25 protein-coding genes and 1 tRNA gene are annotated in these 20,965 nt (G+C 58.4%); 15 read left to right on the top strand and 11 right to left on the bottom strand.

Translation table 11 applies throughout. The features are described 5' to 3' along the window. Positions 1–46 precede the first annotated feature (46 nt). Genes gpM through SNL23_RS10035 form a run of 3 tightly spaced genes read right to left on the bottom strand, consistent with a single transcriptional unit; the run spans position 47 to position 2,713 of the window. Positions 47–772, bottom strand: coding sequence for a phage terminase small subunit (gene gpM, locus SNL23_RS10045; RefSeq protein ID WP_318302165.1), 726 nt, complete (start codon positions 770–772; stop codon positions 47–49). Then, positions 769–1,788 carry a phage major capsid protein, P2 family gene (locus tag SNL23_RS10040; protein ID WP_318302164.1) on the bottom strand — a complete coding sequence of 340 codons (1,020 nt, stop codon included), beginning with the start codon at positions 1,786–1,788 and terminating at the stop codon, positions 769–771. The genes gpM and SNL23_RS10040 overlap by 4 nt, the downstream gene beginning before the upstream one ends. 1 nt (position 1,789) lies before the next feature. Then, positions 1,790–2,713 carry a GPO family capsid scaffolding protein gene (locus SNL23_RS10035; protein WP_318302163.1) on the bottom strand — a complete coding sequence of 308 codons (924 nt, stop codon included), beginning with the start codon at positions 2,711–2,713 and terminating at the stop codon, positions 1,790–1,792. A gap of 162 nt (positions 2,714–2,875) precedes the next feature. Here SNL23_RS10035 and SNL23_RS10030 point away from each other — a divergent pair, with 162 nt between their 5' ends. The 3 genes from SNL23_RS10030 (at position 2,876) to SNL23_RS10020 (ending at position 6,040) form a co-directional block, all read left to right on the top strand. Then, positions 2,876–4,927 (top strand): terminase large subunit domain-containing protein, encoded by a 2,052-nt coding sequence (locus SNL23_RS10030; RefSeq protein ID WP_318302162.1) that lies wholly within the window; start codon positions 2,876–2,878, stop codon positions 4,925–4,927. Continuing rightward, positions 4,866–5,708: a phage portal protein gene (locus SNL23_RS10025; protein ID WP_318302190.1), complete on the top strand. Its 843-nt coding sequence runs from the start codon at positions 4,866–4,868 to the stop codon at positions 5,706–5,708. The genes SNL23_RS10030 and SNL23_RS10025 overlap by 62 nt, the downstream gene beginning before the upstream one ends. Positions 5,709–5,782: 74 nt before the next feature. Continuing rightward, positions 5,783–6,040 carry an ogr/Delta-like zinc finger family protein gene (locus SNL23_RS10020; protein WP_318302161.1) on the top strand — a complete coding sequence of 86 codons (258 nt, stop codon included), beginning with the start codon at positions 5,783–5,785 and terminating at the stop codon, positions 6,038–6,040. Positions 6,041–6,078: 38 nt separating this feature from the next. Here SNL23_RS10020 and SNL23_RS10015 read toward each other — a convergent pair whose 3' ends face one another. Together SNL23_RS10015 and SNL23_RS10010 are read right to left on the bottom strand one after the other, a co-directional pair. After that, positions 6,079–6,264: a hypothetical protein gene (locus tag SNL23_RS10015; RefSeq protein ID WP_318302160.1), complete on the bottom strand. Its 186-nt coding sequence runs from the start codon at positions 6,262–6,264 to the stop codon at positions 6,079–6,081. A 75-nt stretch (positions 6,265–6,339) separates the two neighbouring features. Then, a complete protein-coding gene (locus SNL23_RS10010) occupies positions 6,340–6,690 on the bottom strand; it encodes a helix-turn-helix domain-containing protein (RefSeq protein WP_318302159.1) in 351 nt (116 codons plus the stop codon). A gap of 84 nt (positions 6,691–6,774) precedes the next feature. On the opposite strand from SNL23_RS10010, the gene SNL23_RS10005 reads away from it, so the two are divergent. The 9 genes from SNL23_RS10005 (at position 6,775) to SNL23_RS09965 (ending at position 12,916) form a co-directional block, all read left to right on the top strand. Then, positions 6,775–6,987: a DNA-binding protein gene (locus tag SNL23_RS10005; RefSeq protein ID WP_318302158.1), complete on the top strand. Its 213-nt coding sequence runs from the start codon at positions 6,775–6,777 to the stop codon at positions 6,985–6,987. A gap of 29 nt (positions 6,988–7,016) precedes the next feature. Next, on the top strand, positions 7,017–7,496 hold the full coding sequence (locus SNL23_RS10000; RefSeq protein ID WP_275263648.1) for a YmfL family putative regulatory protein: 480 nt from the start codon (positions 7,017–7,019) through the stop codon (positions 7,494–7,496). Beyond that, positions 7,493–7,729, top strand: a complete 237-nt coding sequence (locus tag SNL23_RS09995) for a hypothetical protein (RefSeq protein ID WP_318302157.1) — start codon at positions 7,493–7,495, stop codon at positions 7,727–7,729. The genes SNL23_RS10000 and SNL23_RS09995 overlap by 4 nt, the downstream gene beginning before the upstream one ends. A gap of 74 nt (positions 7,730–7,803) precedes the next feature. Continuing rightward, positions 7,804–8,037, top strand: a complete 234-nt coding sequence (locus tag SNL23_RS09990; RefSeq protein WP_122456916.1) for a hypothetical protein — start codon at positions 7,804–7,806, stop codon at positions 8,035–8,037. A gap of 4 nt (positions 8,038–8,041) precedes the next feature. Then, complete coding sequence (locus tag SNL23_RS09985) at positions 8,042–10,840, top strand: toprim domain-containing protein (protein ID WP_318302156.1); 2,799 nt, start codon at positions 8,042–8,044, stop codon at positions 10,838–10,840. A 15-nt stretch (positions 10,841–10,855) separates the two neighbouring features. Continuing rightward, positions 10,856–11,149: a hypothetical protein gene (locus SNL23_RS09980; RefSeq protein ID WP_318302155.1), complete on the top strand. Its 294-nt coding sequence runs from the start codon at positions 10,856–10,858 to the stop codon at positions 11,147–11,149. Between the two features lie 64 nt (positions 11,150–11,213). Then, on the top strand, positions 11,214–11,462 hold the full coding sequence (locus SNL23_RS09975) for a hypothetical protein (RefSeq protein WP_318302154.1): 249 nt from the start codon (positions 11,214–11,216) through the stop codon (positions 11,460–11,462). Beyond that, positions 11,455–11,625: a hypothetical protein gene (locus SNL23_RS09970; RefSeq protein WP_318302153.1), complete on the top strand. Its 171-nt coding sequence runs from the start codon at positions 11,455–11,457 to the stop codon at positions 11,623–11,625. Before SNL23_RS09975 ends, SNL23_RS09970 begins: the two co-directional genes overlap by 8 nt. A 106-nt stretch (positions 11,626–11,731) precedes the next feature. Beyond that, complete coding sequence (locus tag SNL23_RS09965) at positions 11,732–12,916, top strand: Arm DNA-binding domain-containing protein (protein WP_318302152.1); 1,185 nt, start codon at positions 11,732–11,734, stop codon at positions 12,914–12,916. Here the strand turns inward: SNL23_RS09965 and SNL23_RS09960 are convergent. The 4 genes from SNL23_RS09960 to SNL23_RS09945 all read right to left on the bottom strand — a co-directional run bounded on the left by SNL23_RS09960 (position 12,900) and on the right by SNL23_RS09945 (position 14,765). Further along, on the bottom strand, positions 12,900–13,151 hold the full coding sequence (locus SNL23_RS09960) for a hypothetical protein (protein ID WP_318302151.1): 252 nt from the start codon (positions 13,149–13,151) through the stop codon (positions 12,900–12,902). The two genes, SNL23_RS09965 and SNL23_RS09960, sit on opposite strands and share 17 nt — an antisense overlap. Next, the gene (locus SNL23_RS09955; RefSeq protein ID WP_318302150.1) at positions 13,148–13,393 is read right to left on the bottom strand and encodes a hypothetical protein; all 246 of its coding nucleotides are present in this window, start codon (positions 13,391–13,393) and stop codon (positions 13,148–13,150) included. The genes SNL23_RS09960 and SNL23_RS09955 overlap by 4 nt, the downstream gene beginning before the upstream one ends. Beyond that, positions 13,380–13,691, bottom strand: coding sequence for a hypothetical protein (locus tag SNL23_RS09950; protein ID WP_318302149.1), 312 nt, complete (start codon positions 13,689–13,691; stop codon positions 13,380–13,382). The genes SNL23_RS09955 and SNL23_RS09950 overlap by 14 nt, the downstream gene beginning before the upstream one ends. 984 nt (positions 13,692–14,675) lie before the next feature. Then, positions 14,676–14,765, bottom strand: a tRNA-Ser gene (locus SNL23_RS09945). 333 nt (positions 14,766–15,098) lie between these two features. On the opposite strand from SNL23_RS09945, the gene SNL23_RS09940 reads away from it, so the two are divergent. From SNL23_RS09940 to SNL23_RS09930, 3 genes are all read left to right on the top strand, one after another. Then, positions 15,099–15,788, top strand: coding sequence for a crotonase/enoyl-CoA hydratase family protein (locus SNL23_RS09940; RefSeq protein ID WP_076015114.1), 690 nt, complete (start codon positions 15,099–15,101; stop codon positions 15,786–15,788). A 215-nt stretch (positions 15,789–16,003) separates the two neighbouring features. Continuing rightward, complete coding sequence (locus SNL23_RS09935; protein ID WP_318302148.1) at positions 16,004–16,759, top strand: lysophospholipid acyltransferase family protein; 756 nt, start codon at positions 16,004–16,006, stop codon at positions 16,757–16,759. A 128-nt stretch (positions 16,760–16,887) separates the two neighbouring features. Beyond that, the gene (locus SNL23_RS09930) at positions 16,888–17,859 is read left to right on the top strand and encodes a magnesium and cobalt transport protein CorA (protein WP_017475769.1); all 972 of its coding nucleotides are present in this window, start codon (positions 16,888–16,890) and stop codon (positions 17,857–17,859) included. Positions 17,860–17,989: 130 nt separating this feature from the next. Here SNL23_RS09930 and SNL23_RS09925 read toward each other — a convergent pair whose 3' ends face one another. Further along, positions 17,990–18,718 carry an amidotransferase gene (locus SNL23_RS09925; RefSeq protein WP_318302147.1) on the bottom strand — a complete coding sequence of 243 codons (729 nt, stop codon included), beginning with the start codon at positions 18,716–18,718 and terminating at the stop codon, positions 17,990–17,992. Between the two features lie 92 nt (positions 18,719–18,810). After that, positions 18,811–20,958: a 3-hydroxyacyl-CoA dehydrogenase NAD-binding domain-containing protein gene (locus SNL23_RS09920; RefSeq protein WP_318302146.1), complete on the bottom strand. Its 2,148-nt coding sequence runs from the start codon at positions 20,956–20,958 to the stop codon at positions 18,811–18,813. Positions 20,959–20,965 lie beyond the last annotated feature (7 nt).

The raw sequence follows: 20,965 nt of genomic DNA, 5'->3' as shown, positions 1-20,965 counted from the left end.
AAATGGGCGGCTCACTTCCACAGGTCCCCGCTGGGGGGGTAGTCGTTTATTCGGAAGCCGGGGTAGCGGCCGCTTGTTTTGCCAAGGCCTTGCGGACCTTTTTGATGCGCGTGTCGTTGCCGGCCTGCGCGTACAGCTGAGTGGAGCGCTCCAAATGCTTGAGTGCGGTTTCCCACTGCTCGGCTTCCATGGCGCGCATGCCGATCAACTTGTGGTACTTGCTCGGGATCTGCTCCGTCAGGTTCCACTCGCCGTCTACACGCGGCAGCAGGTCGGACAGGTATGGCTCTGGAGAGCGACTGGCGTTGTATTCGGCGTAGGCCCACTCGCACACGGCGTCTGCAACAAAGGTCTGGATATCCCGGCGCTTGAAGCGCTCCGGCATTTCCTGGCCCTGCTCCATCAGGAAGTCGGCCAGCTCCAGGGCGTCTTCGAACTGGACGGTGTCGAACAGCCAGACCATCACCTGCACCGCGACGCGGTTGGGAAAGTTCAGCCCCGACTCGCAGTAGCGCTGCACGTATTCCTGATACTTGGGCAGCAGCTCTTCACGCTTGAGCGCCTGACGTCCGGCCAGGCCGTTGATTGCGCTGATGCGCTCCAGGTCCTGGTCCAATGCCGCTTCTTGCAACAGCAAGTGTTTGCGCGCATTGGCGGGGCTGCTCAGGGCTTCGCCCGGGGAGTACGGCAGAGCTGCGGCTGACAATGCCGCCGCTACAGCTGCACCACCCAGCGCCAGGGTGCGGCGCTTGTGCGAGAGGGCCAGGCTCACGCTACAAGCTCCACGTTTTCGGTCATGGCGAACTTCTCTAGCTGCTCGATCACGTAGCCTTCGTTACGGCTGTTGTAATCCTCAACACGCGAGCGCTTCGGGTTATCGATGGTCTGTTTGCGCCAGCTGGAGTCCTGGTAGTAGATCGACAGGTTGTCGAAGCTGGTGACCACCACACCGTTGACCGGGAAGAACGGCACGCTGAAGGCCGGCAAACCGCCATAGGTAGCGATCACCTGGGCGTCCTCAATGCGTTCCTTCTCAGTCGGGACGTCGCCCTGTTTGGCGTACAGCTTCGCCTTGTCAGCGGCCAGCAGATCGGTACCGATGATTGCGACCAGGTCGCCGCCATCACGCAGGCGCTCGTCCACCAACTGCTTGGTGTCGTGTACCAGGGCGTCAAGATTGGCGTAGTCGCCACCGGCGCCAAGGGTGATTTTGCCGACGGCTTTGCCTTCACTCAGTACCTGGTGCGGAATCTGCTCGCGAGCCTGTTGCAGCCAGCCCTTGTTCACGTCCTGCAGCATTGGGTATTTGGTGATATCGGTCTGCTGCGCCGCATGGGTGCCGTGGAAGCCAACCATGATGCGGTCCAGGGCAATCTGCTTCTGCACTGCAGCCGAGTAGCGCTGATGGAAGTCCGGGAACTTGGCCCAGGCGTCAATCTTGGCGTATGGCATGCCCACGTCGGATTCGGTAGACGACAGTTCGTAAGTCGTCTGATCCAGCGATGACGCGTCCTTGGCTTCGCGGTCGGTGGTTTTGGTGTTGGTGCGGCCTGTGACCGGACCGGAAACACCAATGAACACCTTCTGGCCCTTGATCTCGGTCACCGGAATGACGTTGATCCGCTCCAGGAAGTCAGCTTTGGCGGTGATCGCGTCGTTCAGCTCCTGCGCGATCGTAGGGTCCACGCTGAAGTGATTGCTCGACAGCTCGACACCGTAGCTTTCAGCGATGGCCAGCTGCAGTTCCGCGTACATCTTGGCGCCGTATGCGCTCAGGGAATGGGCCATGTCAGAGCACCCGCTTCTTGGCTGGGATTACCGGACCGGCATTGCGCGGCAGTTGGCGACCGGTCGGGGTGTTCTGCAGGGTGGCGAACTGCTGGTGCAGCTTCGCCAGACTCGCCAGAACAGCCTTATTTGACGCACCACCTTTGCGGCGGAATTCGCGTTCTTCTTCGGCGGTGGTGACGATCTCGTCCACTGCTGCGCCCACGTCGTCGATCAGGTCCTGGTCGGGGGCTGGTGCATCTTCGGCGGCTGGTTCAATGACGGCCTGAAGGCCGGCAGCGACAACCAGCAGCTGCGCCACCAGGGCTGTCAAAGCCGTTGCTGTAGCTTCATCCATTGGGGGTTTGCTCTCTGTTTGGGGTGGAGTGGTTTCAGTGGGCAGGGATTCGGCGGCGAAGCGCTTGAAAAAGCCGGTCAAGGCGTTGATCAGTCCGGTTTCCGCGGTGTTCGGGCTGTCGTCCTGCAGGCGGCCAAGTTCGACCGACGCGGCGTAATAGGAGGCGCGGTTGTTCTTGTGCGAGAAGTAGAGTTCCTGGGTACCCACGCTGGCTGGCTGGTCGGTAACGCCCATACCCGTCAGGTAGGCTTTGCCCTTGCCACGGAAGTCCGGGGTGATCTCAATGCTGGTGAACAGCTTCTGCCCCTGGTCATTGAGGTACAGCAGACGGTCGTTCGGCTTCAATTGCGCTTCCAGCGCCACTTCGCCCGGTTCCAGATCTTCGGCTTCTTCCACAAGGCGCACGGCGTACACCGTGCCGTGGGAGCCGGGCCAGCGCTCGTGATCGCACCAGATCACGGCGGTGTAGAAAGACGGCTTGTAGGTTTCAGCGATGTCGCGCAGTTCCTGGGGAAGGATCACGCGCCCATCAACGGTGGCGCCGCTGGTGGCGACACGTTTCCAGAACGAAACAAGGGAACGGGGCATGGATTTAACTGCGCTCAATCGGTTGAATGAGCCGCCAAGATAGGGAGCCGCCAAGCCCTAAACAAACGGTTCAAATGCGCGTTTCTCCTATATTCGAGATATAGGAGAAACGCGGAATTTAACCCCACGTTTCCAGCGTTTTCGCCGCATAGACTGCGGCCCATGTACTACTCGACCGAAGTTAAAGAAGCCGCCAAACGTCTGTTTCTGCGCCGCTGTAAGGCCAAGGAAATTCAGGCGCAGCTCAACCTGCCCAACATCCGCATCGTCTACTACTGGATTCGCCAGGGCGGGTGGGAGGACATGCTGTCGGACGAAGAGCCGCTGACCGCCGTTGGCCGGCGAATCACTCTGCTCCTGGACAAAGCCAGCAACCTGACCAAGGACGAGCTGAACGAACTGGACCGGCTGACTACCGTTCGCGAGCGGCTGTTAAAGCAGGCGGTTAAACCGGCACCGGCACCGATCGGGGAATCTGCCGGCGAGCCCCAGGAACGTCGCCCGGGGCAGCGCGGCGAGCGCTCCAGCCGTGGCGATGGCGGCGGCAAGAAGCGCGAAAAGAAAGTAAAGAACGACGTCAGCGAACTGACCGAAGTCGACTTCCTGGATAAGTTCATCAGCAAGATGTACCGGTATCAGCAGGAGCTGTTCGCAGCAAAACAAAACCCGCTGACGTGCCGAATCCGCAACATCCTGAAAAGCCGCCAGGTCGGCCTGACGTATTACTTCGCCGGCGAAGCGTTCATGGACGCGGTGCTAACGGGCGACAACCAGGTGTTCCTGTCAGCCAGCCGCTCGCAGTCGGAAATCTTCCGCAGCTACATCATCCAGTTTGCAAAGCAGTGGTTTGACATCGAGCTGACCGGCAACCCGATCGCGCTCAGCAACGGCGCCGAACTGCGGTTTCTCAGCACCAACAGCAGCACCGCCCAGGGCTACCACGGCCATGTGTATGTGGACGAATATTTCTGGATCCGCGACTTCGAAAAACTCAGCACCGTGGCCAGCGCCATGGGCACCCACAAGAAGTGGCGCAAAACCTACTTCTCAACGCCCAGCGCGGTGTCGCACCAGGCTTATCCGTTCTGGTCCGGGGAGGAATTCCGCAACAGCAAACGCGGCAAGAAGGCCGGCGGCACTTGGCCCACCGAGGCAGCCTACACCCAGGGCGCGCTGTGCCCCGATGGCCAATGGCGCAAGACTATTACCATTGACGACGCCATCGCCGGCGGCTGCGATCTGTTCGACCTGGAGCAACTGCAGCTGGAGTACGACGAAGACAAATTCCAGCAGCTGTTCTACTGCAAGTTCATCGACAGCAGCCAGAGCGCCTTCGGCCTCAAGGATCTGGAGCGGTGTTATTCCGATCTGTCGTTGTGGGAGGACTACAACCCGGAACTGGATCGCCCTTTCGGCAACAGCCCGGTGTGGCTTGGCTACGATCCCAGCCGGACCCGCGACGACGCCACATGCGTAGTGGTTGCCCCGCCGCTGGAGCCCGGGGCGAAGTTTCGAATCCTGGAGAAGCACAGCTGGCGGGGGCATTCGTTCACCTACCAAGCCGCCCAGGTCAAAAAGCTTACCGAGCGCTTCAACGTCCAACACATCGGGATCGATATCACCGGCGTGGGCTATGGCGTGTTCGACCTGGTGCGCGACTTCTACGCGAAGGCAACGCCGATTCACTACAGCCTTGAAACCAAAAACACCCTGGTACTTAAGGCCCAGGACACGATCCAGGGAAGCCGCATCGAGTGGGACGCCGGCTGGACGGACATCGCACAGGCGTTCCTGACCATCAAGCGCGGCACCACCAACAGCGGCCAGGTCACCTACAGCGCTTCGCGCACAGACGCCACCGGTCACGCCGATATCGCCTGGGCCGTCATGCACGCCCTGGCCAACGAACCCCTGAATACCAACAAGCGGCGCCGTAGCCGCTACGTCACGAGCGGAAACAATGCCCAAACCACAACGCAGAAAGCCCCAAGCCAGTCAGCAGGTACGACAGCAGCAGCCCATGCGGGCGTTCACGTTCGGGGAACCCGAACAGGTGCTGTCCGGCAACATCGGCGAGTATCTGGGGGTGTTTCTCAGCGACGACGGCGAAATCTACAAACCGCCGGTATCGCGGGCGGGCCTGGCCAAGTTGCTGCGCGCCAACGCGCACCACGGCGCCATTCCCAAGTTCAAACGCAACCTGCTGTTGCGTGAGTTCATCCCTTCCGAGGGCTGCAGCACGCAGACCATGGGACGGGCGAGCCTGGATTACATGGTGTTCGGCGAGGCGTATTTCTATCGCGACACCAATGCCTTCGGCGAGGTGCTGGAGATGCAGCACCTGCCGGCGATCAACATGCGGGTGAGAGTCGACGGCGGTTTCAGGATGCTGCTGCCGGACAGCAAATTCATGGACTTCGACCAGGACGAAATTGAACACGTCCTGGACTACGACGTGGAACAGAACATCTACGGCGTGCCCGACTACCTGGGCGGCCTGCAGGCGCTGTTGCTCAACGAAGCGGCGACCCTGTTCCGCCGGCGCTACTACAGCAACGGCGCGCACGCGGGCTACATCTTCTACACCAACGACCCGGACCTGACCGAGGAAGACGAAGAGAACCTGCGCGCACAGATCAGCGCCAGCAAGGGCGTGGGCAACTTCCGTTCGATGTTCGTCAACATCCCCAATGGCAAGGAAAACGCGATCCAGATCATCCCCGTGGGCGACTTCCAGGCGAAGGACGAACTGGAAAAAGTGAAGAACATCACCCGCAACGACGTGATCGCAGCCTGGCGCATGAACCCCGCGCTGGCGGGCATCATCCCGGAAAACAACGGCGGCTTTGGCGATATCGAGAAGATCGATCGCGTGTATACCAGCAACGAGATCAGACCGATCTGTCAGCTGTTCAATCAATTGAATGACAGCCTTCGACGCGACAGGCGTATCAACTGGAAAAAGATAGATAACACAGGGGAAAGCGCTATCTGACGCTTTAAAAATAGAGAAATATCCTGCACCACATGCGAAAATAGTGGCAAATAGCTGCACCCTGGGGAGGGAGTATGAGAGTTACATGTAAATGCGGGCACAAAGGCCGGATTGCTTCGCGTGAGGTGCTATCTACCGACTTCGCAAAGCTTTATTGCCAGTGCCTTGACGCGAAGTGTGGGCACAGCTGGGTTGCAAATCTCACGTTCTCTCACACACTCAGCCCGTCTGCACAGACTTTCGACAGGATGCTGATTGATCGTCTTCGAGACATGCCCAGGGCCCAGCAGCGGGAGCTATTCGAAAAGCTCGGATCGCAGGCAGTCGCATGATGCAAACCGCCGACAACTGCATGCCGGCGGCTCAGGAATCAATCTTCGTCGGACTGGTCCGGATTGCTTATCAGCGCTTCGGTCAGCCGGCGCAATTGCTCCTGATCACGAAAGCTCAACTGGCGATAGAAACCAATCAGGCGACGTTCAATGTGCGAAAGCTCATACCGCGCAGATGCAGCTATTTCAACGTAACCGGCATCGGCGTTTGTGCGATCCAACATGCTTACCACTCCATAAAATCCATTGCTGACACAGAGATATGGGGGCAAGCCGGTGGTAACACAGGAACAGTGGGCTTAGCTCACTCCTTTGACAGCATCGTCAGCCATGGCCTGGATAAAGCGTCGAATCGCCCTCTGATCATCTGCCGGGATATTGCGATATTGCTGAATAATTTTGTCCTCAATCTCATTCAGCGAATCAAGGGCCAGCGTGCTACGCCGCCCGGTGAGGATGTAGGGCACATCGAATTCGAACTGGACCGCCACCTTACTCAGATAGGACGCCGTAGCATCGCTAGATCCTGCCTCGTAGTTCGCCTGTGTTCGCTTTGCAATTCCAAGTGCTTCCGCGACCTGGTTCTGTGTCATGCCGCATCGCTTCCGTTCTTCTTGCAGCCGAGAACCGATATCTTCCGAAAGATGCACTTTTTTTCATCCTTACTATTTACAAGTGCACCTAAGTGCATCATTGTGCATCTCACACCACATGAAATTGCACGGATCTGCACTATGCCGAACACCAGCGTTACCGAGCAAGCCCGTCATCAAGCACGGGAAGCATTAGAAAAACGCGGCCAGTCAGCCAAAGACTTCGCTGCCCAACATCAACTCAACCCCAGCACCGTCTATGCGGTCCTGAGCGGGCAAAGCCAATGCCGTCGTGGGGAAGCTCATCGCGCGGCCGTATTACTCGGAATCAAAGACGGCGAAATCGCACAGTAATGGCCGGTGCACTGAGGGAACAGCAGAAGATGAAAAGTCAGGTTCTAAAAACACGACGTGAAGTCGTCAGTGCAATTATTTGCACCTTTGAAGGTGGCCGCGAACGCGCCGCCGCTCGCATCGGCCTACCTCTCAAGAAGTTTGATAACCACGCTTACGAGAACAATAACTGCCGTCCGCTGACAGACCTACAGATCTATCAGCTGGAACAAGTCACAGGCACCCAGCACTTAGCCAACTACGTAGCGGCCATGTACGGCGGCATGTTCGTGCCGGTCATCCAACCGGAAAACCTAGACAACGTTGAGATGTACGCACGGGCAGTGCAGACCTCAGCCAAACAGGGCACGGTCGACCAGGTTATCGCTCAGGCTATCGAAGACGGCGTAATCACCGAAGACGAGGCCGAATTGATCCTGAACGCGCACGTCTTGCACATAGCTGCACGTACTGCCGAAATTCATGCCGCCATCGATCTCTACCGCGCCAAGTCAGGTAAAGGCCAATGAACACTCAAACCAATACCCTGGACTACAAGCAGTGCATGCAGAACGCTGCACTGGCGTTTCTTGATCGCCATCAAGCCGAACACCTAGGCGACCTATCGGCGCTACGCAAACGGGCAATCTTTCATCTGGTTGAAAACCTCGACGTGGCCGAACCGGTTGCAATCAAACTGACCGACCTTGCCCACATCGAGTTGTTGGACCTGACGCGCCGCCGACTCTCCGCGAACTCGTAACACCCACCCCAACCAATCGCCGGCCCCACCTTCCGTGGGTTTGGGTGAGCTGCGCCCGAAATTGAGGTTTAACGATGGCAAACGCCGTAATTGTCACCACACAACTGCCCCCGGCCGAGGCCGAAGCGTTGCTGGCCAACCTGCGTGAACAGTATCGCTTGAGCCTCAACGAACACTGGTACGCCGACCAATTCCGCCTTGTTGCGGCCGGTCTGCGCCACGGCGCGATTCTCGCCCACATCCCGGTCATGGCTGCGCAAAAACGCCTCATGGCAGCCCTATCCCACAGCCTCAAAGCAGTGAAGTAACCCCATGAAAGAAGACCTTCGTCACGACGTGTTGCAACGCCTTCAGGCCGACTTTGGGCTCAAGCACCGCACGGGCACCGACTACATGCGCGGCGGCACCTGCCCGAAGTGCAAAAAGAAAGAGCTGTATTCCCGCTTTGATACGCCATGGATGGTGATTTGTGGTCGCCCCGAAAAGTGTGGCCACACCCTGCACGTGAAAGAGCTGTACGACGATCTGTTCGAAGACTGGAGCAAGCGAGCGCCGGCGACAGACCAGCATCCCAACGCAACGGCACGCGCCTACCTGGAGTTCGCCCGGGGCTTTCGGTTTGAGCTGATCCAGGGCTGGTTCACCCAGGAAACGTTCTACTCCGCTGAACACAACGCCGGCAGCGCAACGGTGCGCTTCTCCTTAGAAAAAGGCGGTTGGTGGGAACGCCTAATCGATCAGCCACACCGCTTCGGCAAGATGAAAGCCCGCTTCAAATCCAAGGATAGCTATCGCGGCGTCTGGTGGTGCCCGCCCTGCGTCGACCTTCTTGAAGCCAAGGAAATCTGGATTGTTGAAGGCATCTTCGACGCCATCGCCCTGGTGCACAACGACATCGCGGCCGTATCGGCCATGTCGTCCAATGCGTTCCCTGGTGACTCACTCAAGGCACTGATTAAGACCCGCGAGGGCGGGAAGTTGCCCAAGCTGGTTTGGGCGCTTGATAACGAGCCCAGCGCCAACGCTTACACCAGACGCTGGGTACGCGAAGCCCGCGCCCTGGGCTTTGTCTGCGAGTCTGCGCAGATCCCGCAGCGCGACGGTCGCAAGTCGGACTGGAACGATCTCCATCAGCGCTGGAGCTTCATCCAAGACGACACTAAGCGCGCCGAACAGATCGCTACTGACCTCAAGCAAGCCCGCCACCAGGGAGCCCTGCTGCTGGCCGAGAGCGCAGCGGAAAAGGCCTTGCTGATGTACGACTGGAACAAGCGCGGGGAATTTCACCTGGGCTTTGCCAACCGCCTGTACTGGTTCAAGTTGGACATGGAGAAATTCAACCGGGCCATGTCCGACATCGAGGACAGCGAGAATCACGACGACCAGTTGCTCAACCAGGCACAACAGCGCGAAAAGGCGCTGCAGCAATCCGGCAGTGTTGTGGAGATTGCCAACTGCTACCCGCAAGCCCTTTATTTCCAGCGCAACGAAGTAACGGACGAGTCCTGGTACTACCTGCGCGTGGACTTCCCGCACGATTCCGAAAGCGTGAAAAACACCTTTACCAGTGGCCAACTGTCAGCCGCGAGCGAATTCAAAAAGCGACTGCTCGGCATGGCGGCAGGTGCGATGTTTACCGGCAGTGGCCAGCAGCTCGACAAGCTCATGAAGGACCAACTGTTCGGCATCAAAACGGTGTCGACCATCGACTACGTGGGCTACAGCAAGGAATACGCCTGCTACGTCTACGGTGACATCGCGATCAAGGACGGCACCACCTACAAGGTCAACAGCGAAGACTATTTCGAGTTCGGCAAGCTGCGCCTGAAAACCCTGCAGAAAGGCGTCCCCATCAAGCTGCAGCGCGAAGCAAAGGGCTTTGATGAAAAGTGGGTGCAGTTGCTGTGGACCTGCTTCGGCGCCCAAGGCTTCGTCGCACTGGTGTTCTTCTTCGGCTCGCTGTTCTGCGAGCAGATCCGCGCCCGCTACCAGTCCTTCCCGTTCTTGGAGGCCACCGGTGAGGCCGGCGCCGGTAAAACCACCCTGCTGAACTTGCTCTGGAAGTTACTCGGCCGCGAAGGCTATGAGGGCTTCGACCCCATGAAATCGACCAAGGCCGGACGCTCGCGCCTGATGGGCCAGGTCTCTGGTATGCCGGTTGTGTTCCTGGAAGCCGATCGCCACAGCGATGATCGAGCGCACGCTAAAACCTTTGAATGGGACGAGCTGAAAGACTTCTTTGGCGGGGGCACCCTGGCTACTAAGGGCGTCAAGACGGCCGGTAACGAGACGTACGAGCCACCATTCCGAGGAACGATCGCTATTAGCCAGAACGCGGCCGTAGTCGCCCACGAAGCGATCATGACGCGCATCGTAAAGCTGCACTTTGTGCGCCCGGTCGTCACACCGCAAAGCCGTGCGGCAGCTGACCAAATGAACGCGCTGGATGGCGGCACCCTCAGCCACTTCCTGTTGCGGGCGGTGGGCAAAGAATCCGCGGTGCTTGAGTTGTTCGCCCAGCGTATGCCCGAACACGAAGCGAAGCTGCGCCGCCTGCATACCCATTGCTTTGCTTGCGGTACCGCCTACACCAGCGACCAGGGCAACTGCAGCAGCTGCGGCTATGACTTGCGCGGTTACCTCCGTGTCGAACGCATCAGCAAGAACCACGCGCAACTGCTCTCGCTGTTGGATTGCCTACGCCTGGTGTTGAAATTGAGCGATCCCCAGGTCGCTGCCACTCAGCGTCAGATCGTGCGGATGGCCATAGAGCGCCAGGCATCCATCAGTTCCGACCATTCGGCCGTGGCCGAGTTTTGGGAGGTCTACGACTACCTCGAATCCCTGAGCGAAGACCCGGTGGTTGACCACAGCAGCGACCCCACTGTGATCGCTATCAACCTCAACGAATTCTGCGAGCGCGCCGCCGAACACAAACAGAAGTTGGCCGATGTGGCCACGTTGCGCGATCTGCTCAAAGAGTCCCGTTCCCGCAAGTTTCTGGACAGCAACAAGGCGGTGCACAGCGCTGTACGTGCTGCCTTCAACAACCGCAACCCGTGTTCACAACCCCGGCCGACGACAGTTAAGTGCTGGACATTCAAGGCGTAAAGGAGAGTAAGACCGATGCAAATCCAAGTGTTTATGGGCAGTGCCGGCGACGGCAAAACCAGCAAGCTCCAGTCAGTTCAGGACCGTTTGGACTTCACGGGAGAAAGCGCGCCGATCATCCAGGCCGGGGCATATGGAAAGGATGGTTTGCTGGAGATTTTGGAGGTTCGCGCAGCCGGTGGCCAACGCGAAATCCTGGTGGACGACTGCAGCCGGCAACAGATTTTGAGGGTGCTGGAATGGCAATCATGCAGTGAACATGAGCCGAAGTTTGATGGCCTGGTGATCCACCTGGCCCGCAAGGACTGACCTTTAAAAACAGTGCCGAGGAGTTGCAGCTCCTCGACACCCGACCGCAACAGAGGGCTATACCATGCAAGCACAGAACCTAAGCAGCAGCGCCGCGAAGGCTACCACACCGGCGCGGCACCTGGTGGCCACCGCGATTATCGGCGCGGCCGTCATTGGCTACCTGGTGCACAAAACCCCTGAATCACGCACCCGCCTCGCAAGCCTCAGTCAGATGGCCAGCACGCTGGGCGAGCTGAGCGAAACGGATGCGGCTGTCGTCGCGCAGCTGCTGGCCAACACCTCATCCCGGGGGACGCCGCGCCATGCCTAAACAATCCCATGTAACACGCGCACGACGCTTTCCCTGGAACATCGACTACACCAGCGTTTGCGACCTGTGCGGCCGCTGGCGCGCCCAGGGCAACCACGAGCAATGCAGCCGGCAACGCCAACGGCTGAATGCTCATCTGCGCAACCACAAGCCCAAGCCATAAGCCGCGTCCACCAGAAGATGCGCTTCCAGATACTTGGCCCGGAAACGGGCCTTTTTGTTTCCGATCGTCAGACTGTCGCTATACGAGTACAGCGTTAGGGGTTTACATGAGTGGGGTCGAAGCTCGCGGCAATTCCGTGAGAATCTATTTTCAATACGACGGCGAAAAGTGCCGCGAATCAATACCAGGAGGAAACAAGCCGGCCACAGTGGCTCAGGCAAAACGCTTGCTCGCCATCATTGAATACGAGATCGATTCCGGCACCTTTGACTACGCCCGTCACTTCCCGAACTCGGCCAGGCTAGTGGAAAACACCTTCGGTCACTACCTGGACCTGTGGTTACGGATCAAGGTCAACAGCGTAGCCGCGTCGAGTTACCGGGGCTACGCCAACAAAGCCGAAGTGCATGTGCGGCCTCGCTGGGGCAAGGTGCAGATCAACGCGATTGATCACCTGGACCTGCAAGAGTGGATCCAGGGCACTCTGTCCAAAACCCTCAAAAACAAGACCATCCGCGACATCATCAGCAATGTGCGCCAGGTGTTCCGGCTTTACCGCACTCGGATGAAGGTCGCCCACGACCCCACCGAAGGTTTGATGGTGCGCCTGCCCGATCCCGAGGCGCCGGACCCGTTTACCCGGGCCGAAATCAAACAGATCCTGGAAACGCCCACGACACGCACGCATGAGTTGTTGATGGTGCAGTTCATGATATGGGCTGGGCCTCGGGTGTCTGAAACCATCGCCTTGGCCTGGGAGGACGTCGACCTGGAACAGGGCACGGTGACCTTCCGCCGATCGAAGGTACGCGGCGCCTACCGAGTCACAAAAACCCGACGTTCGATGCGCAAGGTTCGGCTGCTCGCCCCCGCGTGGGAGGCGTTGCGCAAGGTCGATGCACTGAACCGGAATAGGAAGGCGGAAACCGTTGATATCGTCGAGCGCGACAACAAGACAGTGCGCAAACACAAACTGCACTTCGTGTTCGTGAACACCAAAAGCGGCCTGCCACACGCTAACGATTTTGTCGTGCGTGACCGGTTCTTTAAAGCTCATCTGCTGGCTGCCGGCGTTCGCTACCGAGGACCAGGGCAGTGCCGGCACACATACGCCAGCCAGCTATTGACGACGGGCATTGCCTCAATTGATTGGATCGCTGAACAGATGGGGCATACCAACGGCAACATGATTCGCCAGCACTACGGAACGTGGATCAATGAGGACGGGCCAGACGTTGTGGGCATGCTGCAGTTGGCATTAAAACTTTCGCCGGTCACAGTTCTACACTAAAACCAGTGAGGCCCACGGCCTCGGCAAAACGCCCCACGGCCGTTAAGCTCGACCAGGTGCGTAGCGGCTCACGCCGCGAGCGCACTGGTAACAGACGTGCCGTGGGGCCACCGAGGCGGATGGATAAGGTCCATTTGCTGTCGGTTCCTGCGACCCGGCCCACCACCACCTCCCGTACGGCATGTTGGCTGACCAAGGCTTTCAGCGTATCCGACTGGATCGCCTCCCCGATCATTCCGTCAGCTCCTTACGACGAGCCGTGGCAGCGTTATCGATGACCAAAAACAACACTTCAATCGTCGCAGGCGTCAGTGCCCGCGAGGCTTCCACGCCTTCCACAAAACCTTCTGCGCGTTCCGCCGATAGGCTCAGGGTCGGCAGGTCCTTGGCACGTGCCAGGCAGGCAAAATGGCTGGCCATGTGCGTGCGGATCAACACAGGAAGGCTTACGTCGTTCATGCAATCATTCACGCTCATTGCTACCTCTATCAACCTGGGCAAAGGCTGTTTGCTCGGCCAGACGGATGGCTTCTTCCATCGCTTTATGCGTGTCCTCATTAATCAAGTCAGCCGCTCTGACTGCCCATGCAAACCCTGCTGCACGTGCCGCCTGCTGCAGGATGACCGGCATGCTCAGGGTGCGACCAATCCGGTTCAACTCACCGTTCCAAGCCTGGGTTAAAAAGGCAGACGGTAGCGTGATCTGACTGGTCGAATGATCGCGGCGACCGCTTCCGTATTGCGGCCCATTAGGGTTGGCAATATTTTTTCCCACTACGGAACTCCTTTTTTGGAGAAGTGAAGCTGGTATGTAAAACCAGCAGCCGGGGTACTGGTAGACCAGCGGTGGGAGGCGTGGTTTCCATATTTACAAAAAAAAGCCCCCAGACCTGGCTTCGGTGTGGGGGCCTTTTGAACATAAGCGGTGTTATGTCTACTGAGGGTCCAACCTCAACCTTTCAGAAACGCTAACTCATGGAGGCGTTTTTCTGACGCCATGCTGAACACGATACGAAGGTTGTTAATGTCGATATATGACACCTCATCATCTGTCTCAAGCCTCCACATAAAGGCAAGGACCTCCCATTCACAACTGAACACTTGGAGTCTCGTATTTGCATTAGCGATCTTGCCAAGCAAATCAACCGCCTCAGATTTGTCTAGGTGAACTTCGGCTGTTAAGTCGATCATGGATCACCCGCTGTGCTCACCGTCGTCTAACAGTTGAAAGATAACTGTACGCTCATTTCAAAAAGTAATACTAACGCCGTATCGCTTAAGCGCAGATGACCTTAAGGAAGCGTCCATGCACTCGACCTCAGTCAGGCCGGCGAGAGCGGCGCCCCGTCAGCACATAGACGAGGTCGACCTCAATATCAGCCAAGCGAGCAAGGTAAAGACCATTTGGGCTTCGCTGGCCCCGCTCATATTTACCTTGCGCATTTACCAACACACCGCCAACAGCAGCGAAACCCGTTTGGTTGTACCCCAACCGAATGCGCTCCTCTCTTAGACGCATGCCTATTTCTTCCATGCTCATCCCTCACTTATCGGAAATTGTCTTGAACGCATATCCCCGATGAATGCTGGGAATTAAGGCCAACTCACTGACTTTCAAGCCTCGGCGTCGCCCCCTTCAATTCCGCACCAAAATGACGCACCAGTCCCATGGTGGTCCCATGGGGCTATTTTTTGGACGTCAAAAACCACAAACCCCCGACTTTCTCTAGGAAAATCAGGGGTTTGCGTTTTCGTAATTTGGCGGTGAAGGAGAGATTCGAACTCTCGATACAATTTCTTGTATACACACTTTCCAGGCGTGCTCCTTAAGCCACTCGGACACTTCACCGTATCTCGTCAAACTGATTCAGTCTGTCGAGGCGCGCTAATGTAGTCGAAAGCTTTTCCGATGGCAAAGGTTTTTTTCAGAATTTTCATGCGCTTAGGCGGTTATACCGTTCCAGCCCTCTGTGGCGCCATGCATACCAAGGCGATTCTGCCATTCTCGGGCACTCACGGCGCTTGTCTATAGTAGCTGCTGCGCCTTGCCGAAGGCCGCCTGCGGGCGGGCATGGGGGAAAAGTCTGACTGGGTAGTCAGTCACGGCGCTTTACCAGGGCGGGCGCGGTGGGTAACGTCTGCCGTCTGTCCTTCTATTACAAGCATTACAAGGAATCGCGTCATGAGTGAGTTGATTGCCTACCACCTCGAAGACGGTATCGCGACCCTGACCCTGAGCAACGGCAAGGTGAATGCCATTTCGCCGGCAGTGGTCAGTGCGTTTAATGAAGCGCTGGATCAGGCCGAGAAAGATCGGGCGGTGGTGATCATCACGGGCACGCCGGGGATTTTGTCCGGTGGCTATGATTTGAAGGTGATGACCGCAGGCCCTAAAGAAGCCGTGAGCCTGGTGACGTCGGGTTCGACCCTCGCCCGCCGCCTGTTGTCGCACCCGTTCCCGGTGATCGTGGCGTGCCCTGGGCACGCGGTGGCCAAGGGCGCGTTCCTGTTGTTGTCGGCGGATTACCGGATTGGTGTGGACGGGCCGTTCAGCATTGGCCTGAATGAAGTGATGATCGGCATGACCATGCACCACGCCGGGATCGAGCTGGCGCGGGATCGTCTGCGTAAGTCGGCCTTCCACCGTTCGGTGATCAATGCCGAGATGTTTAACCCGCAGGACGCGTTGAGCGCCGGGTTCCTGGATAAGGTGGTCGCGCCGGAAGAATTACAGGCAGCAGCGCTGGAAGCAGCTCGCCAGTTGAAGAAGATCAATATGAACGCCCACAAGCACACCAAGCTGAAGGTGCGTAAGGCGCTGCTGGAAGCCCTGGATGACGCGATCATTCAGGACCAAGGCCACCTGGGTTAATCAAACCTACGCCTGCTGAATCGAAGCCCGACCTTGAGTCGGGCTTTTTCTTACAAAGAATTCCGGATTGCCTACAACCGCTCTAGACAGTGTCTGTCACGGCGCGTTGAAACATGCGCTTAAACATCGCCTATCTTCCGACTCTATAGGGGCAATTGCCGAATACAGTGCACATCCGTACACTGCGCCACCTTTTGTCCCGACGGGCTGTGTCGATGCTTTTTTTGTTACGCATGTTGTTGATGGGCCTGCATTTTATGATTGCGGGCGTACTGGGCGTGCTGCTCGGGATCTGTCGGCCGTTCAATCCGGACAACAGCCGTTACTGCGCGCGCCTGTATGCCGTGCCGGCGATGTGGCTGTTGCGCCTGCGGGTGAAGGCTGAGGTCGACTCGCTACGCAACAAGCCCAGCAGTTGCGTGATCATCGCCAACCATCAGTCCAACTATGACCTGTTTGTGTTCGGCACCGTGGTGCCCTACCGCACGGTGTGTATCGGCAAGAAGAGCCTGAAGTGGGTGCCGTTGTTTGGGCAACTGTTCTGGCTGGCGGGCAATGTGTTGATTGACCGGGGCAACGCCCACAAGGCGCGGCGCTCGATGCTAACTACAACGCATACCTTGCAACATGCAGACACCTCGATCTGGGTGTTCCCGGAAGGTACGCGCAACTTCGGCGAAACCCTGCTGCCGTTCAAGAAAGGTGCGTTCCAGATGGCGATCGCTGCGGGCGTGCCGATTGTGCAGGTGTGTGTCAGCACGTACGTGAAGCAGATGAAGCTCAACCGCTGGAACAGTGGCGATATTCTGATTCGCTCGCTGCCGCCGATTCCTACGACGGGGCTGACAATGGATGACATGCCGCTGTTGATGCAGACCTGCCGCGAGCAAATGAAAGATTGTATTGAAGCAATGGACCGAGAGCTGGAAATCACCCCCAGTAGGAGCGAGCTTGCTCGCGAAGGACGTTAACGATTACGCGCTCATTCTGGATTAACCCGCCGCTCTCAGGTTTTTCGCGAGCAAGCTCGCTCCTACAGAGGGCGCGTTCAGGCTAAGCTGCGCAACAACTGTCATCCAATAAAGAAGCGATCAGCACTATGGGTAGAGTTGTTGCGGCCGCCGTCTATAGCGCCGGAAAGAAAGTCACCGATATCACCCTGGACGAAGGCGCTGCCTGGGCCGCCAAGCCCGACCATTTTGTGTGGATCGGCCTGGAAGAGCCCAGCGCCCTGGAACTGGCCAACCTGCAACGCCAGTTCAACCTGCACGAACTGGCCATCGAAGACGCCCTGGAAAAACACAGCCGCCCCAAGCTTGAAACCTTCGGCGACGCGCTGTTTATCGTGACCTACTCGCCGGTACGCGATAACGGCAAGCTGGAGTTTATCGAGACCCATATCTTTGCCGGCAGCGGCTATATCATCACCGCCCGCAACGGCCACTCGGCGTCCTACGGCTACGTGCGCCAGCGTTGTGAGGCGCGGCCATTGTTACTGGAGCATGGGGAAGATTTCGTACTCTATGCGCTGCTGGATTTTGTTACCGAGAACTACCAGCCAGTGAGCGAGGCGATTCATGCCGAGGTCGATGAGCTGGAACGCAACGTGTTGTGCAACTCCCTGAGTGAAGCGGATATCCAGAAGCTCCACGGCCTGCGCCGCGATGTGCTGCGGCTGAAGCGCTACGTGGCGCCGATGGTGGAGATCAGCCAGGAATTGCAGAAACTGAGCTTCCCGTTTATCGACAAGAACATGCGCCCGTACTTTCGCGATGTGCAGATTCACGTCACGCGGCAGATGGAAGACCTGACCACCCTGCGGGATATCGCCAGCCAGACCATCGAGATTGGGGTGTTGCTGGAGGCCTCACGCCAGAGCGTGGTGCAACGCAAGTTTGCCGCATGGGCAGCGATTCTGGCATTCCCGACGGCGGTGGCCGGGATCTACGGGATGAACTTCCAGAACATGCCGGAGCTGCAATGGCACTACGGCTATTTTGCGGTGCTGGGGTTTATTGCGGTGGGATGTACGAGTTTGTGGGCGAGTTTCAAGCGTTCAGGCTGGCTGTAGGAAAACTGCTGTTATGGCGAGGGAGCTTGCTCCCGCTGGGGTGCGAAGCCCCCCCAAAATCTTGCGGCTGCTGCGCAGCCGAGCGGGAGCAAGCTCCCTCGCCACAAAAAGCTGTCCAAACCCGAATTGATTAGGCCACGCCCGCTTTCGGTTTATGCGCCACAAACCGCATCATCCATTCCGCTACGGTCACACCGTGGTGATCTCTTTCCAGACTGGCCACACCATTGGTGTAGACCTTCTCTCCCAGCGTTGTCTGAAGAATCTCCAGCAGTTCGCGGGAATAGTCGTGGATAAATTCCGGGTGGCCCTGGAAGCACAGCACCTGGTCTTCGATGTGGTACGCCGCAAACGGGCAGAATTCGCTGGAAGCGATCACTGTGGCGTTTTCCGGCAAGGTGGTGACCTGGTCCTGGTGGCTGATCAACAGCGTCAATTCTTCCACCACCGGGCTCATCCACGGTGCCTTTGCGTTCAGTTTGTAGTCATGGATGCCCATGCCCCAACCCTTGGTCGCCCGCTCGGTCTTGCCGCCCAACAGCAGCGCCAGCAACTGGTGGCCGAAGCAGATGCCGATCAGTTTGTCGCCGCGTGCATGGCGTTCCAGCAGGTAGGTCTTGAGGGTCTGGATCCAGGGATCGGTGCCGAAGGAGTCGGCCTTGCTGCCCGTCACCAGGTACGCGTCGAACACTTCTTCATCCGCTGGGTATTCACCCTGCACCACGTTATAGATGACGAATTCGGCGGCAATCGGCTGTTTGGAAAACAGGCGCTTGAACATCTGCCCGTACCCTTGGTACTGATCGATCAGCCCAGGACGCAGGATATCGGTTTCCAGGATGCACACGCGTAACGACATAAAAAATACCTGACACGGCGATGGGAATAATGAACACCCCCAGAGCCTGCCTTGAAATACCCTTCCAAGGCAAGTCCGCTCCCACATTTCGATCACCGAAACGCTTCACCCTGTGCGGCTTTCTCCAACAGCAGCGCCGGTGGCGTGAAGCGCTCACCGTATTGCTCGGCCAGGTAACGGGCGCGGGCGATGAAGTCGTTCAGGCCGTACTGGTTGATGAACTGCAGCGCCCCGCCGCTCCAGGCGGCAAAGCCGATACCGAAGATCGAGCCGACGTTGGCATCCGCCGTCGACATCAACACGCCCTCCTCCACACAACGCACGGTTTCGATGGCCTGGATGAACAGCAAGCGGTCGCGTACGTCCTGGGCCGAGATCCGTTGCTCGGGCTTTTCAAAGCGGCTTTTCAGCTCCGGCCACAGGTGTTTCTGCCCGCCCGCCGGGTAATCGTAGAAGCCACCACCCGCTGCCTTGCCCGGGCGTTTGTATTCGTTGAGCAACAGGTCGATCACGGCAAAAGCCGGGTGCTGCGGTAACGGCTTGCCCTCGGCCTGTAGGTCCTTGGCCGTCTGTTGACGGATATGGCTCATCAGGCTGAGGGAAACTTCGTCAGAGACCGCCAGCGGCCCCACAGGCATGCCGGCCTTGCGCGCCTCGGTCTCGATCATCGGCGCTGCTACGCCTTCGCCGAGCATGGCGATGCCTTCGTTGGTGAAGGTGCCGAACACCCGAGAGGTGAAGAAGCCGCGGCTGTCGTTTACCACAATCGGGGTTTTCTTGATTTGCAGTACGAAGTCGAACCCCCGGGCCAGGGTTTCGTCGCTGGTGTGGGCACCCTTGATGATTTCCACCAGGGGCATTTTGTCCACCGGGCTGAAGAAGTGCAGGCCGATAAACTTGCCCTGGTCGGGCACCGCCGTAGCCAGGCCGCTGATGGGCAAGGTGGAGGTGTTGGAGGCAATGACTGCGTCGGCCCCCACCACGCTTTGCGCAGCAGCCGAGACCTTGGCCTTGAGTTCCCGGTCTTCGAAGACGGCTTCGATGATCAGGTCGCAGCCGGCGAGGTCGGCATCGGATTCGGTCGGAATAATCCGCGCGAGGATGGTTTCCCGCTGCTCTGTGGTCAATTGCCCACGGCCGACCTTCTTGTCGAGCAACGCTGCCGAGTGGGCCTTGCCCTTCTCCGCCGCCGCCAGGTTGACGTCCTTCAGCACTACTTCAACGCCCGCCGAGGCGCTGACGTAAGCAATGCCCGCGCCCATCATCCCGGCGCCAAGCACGCCGACCTTGCGTGTCACATACGGCGCAAAGCCCTTGGGTCGCGAGCTACCGGCGTTGATTTCATTGAGCTGGAACCAGAAGGTTCCAATCATGTTTTTCGCCACTTGCCCGGTGACCAGCTCGGTGAAGTAGCGGGTTTCGATCAGGTGCGCGGTGTCGAAATCCACTTGGGCGCCTTCCACGGCGGCGCAGAGGATTTTCTCCGGGGCCGGGAAGCAGCCGTTGGTTTTGGCGCGCAGTATCGATGGCGCAATGGCGAGCATTTGCGCGACTTTCGGGTTGGACGGCGTGCCGCCAGGGATCTGATAACCCTTGATGTCCCAACGCTGTTTCGCCTCGAGATTGGCGAGAATCCATGCCCGGGACTTGGCCAGCAGCTCGTCACGATCTGCCGCCAGCTCGTCAATCAATCCAGCTTGCAGCGCCTGTTGCGGCGTAGTCTTTTTGCCTTCCAGCAAGTAGGGCAAGGCCTTTTCCAGCCCGAGCATACGCACCATGCGCACGACACCGCCGCCGCCCGGCAGCAGGCCGAGGGTGACTTCCGGCAGGCCGATCTGTACCGACTTGTGGTCCAGCGCCACGCGGTGCTGGCACGCCAGGCAAATCTCCCAGCCACCGCCCAATGCCGCGCCGTTGATGGCGGCCACTACCGGTTTGCCGAGGGTTTCCAGGGTGCGCAGTTGCGCCTTCAGCACCAGCACGCTGGCGTAGAAATCCTTGGCGTGGGGCTTGTCGACCTTGATCAGTTCATTGAGGTCACCGCCGGCAAAGAAGGTCTTTTTCGCCGAGGTGATGATCACGCCCGCAATCGAATCCTTCTCGGCCTCCAGGCGGGCAACGGTGGCCGCCATGGCCTCGCGGTACACCCCGTTCATGGTGTTGGCGCTCTGGCCGGGCATGTCGATGGTCAGCACCACGATCTGGTCCTGGCCTTTTTCGTAACGAATGGCATCGGTCATGACTGAT

This window comes from Pseudomonas sp. SED1, assembly GCF_034044025.1.
Taxonomy (GTDB): domain Bacteria; phylum Pseudomonadota; class Gammaproteobacteria; order Pseudomonadales; family Pseudomonadaceae; genus Aquipseudomonas.
This window is presented reverse-complemented; position numbering and strand designations above follow the sequence as displayed.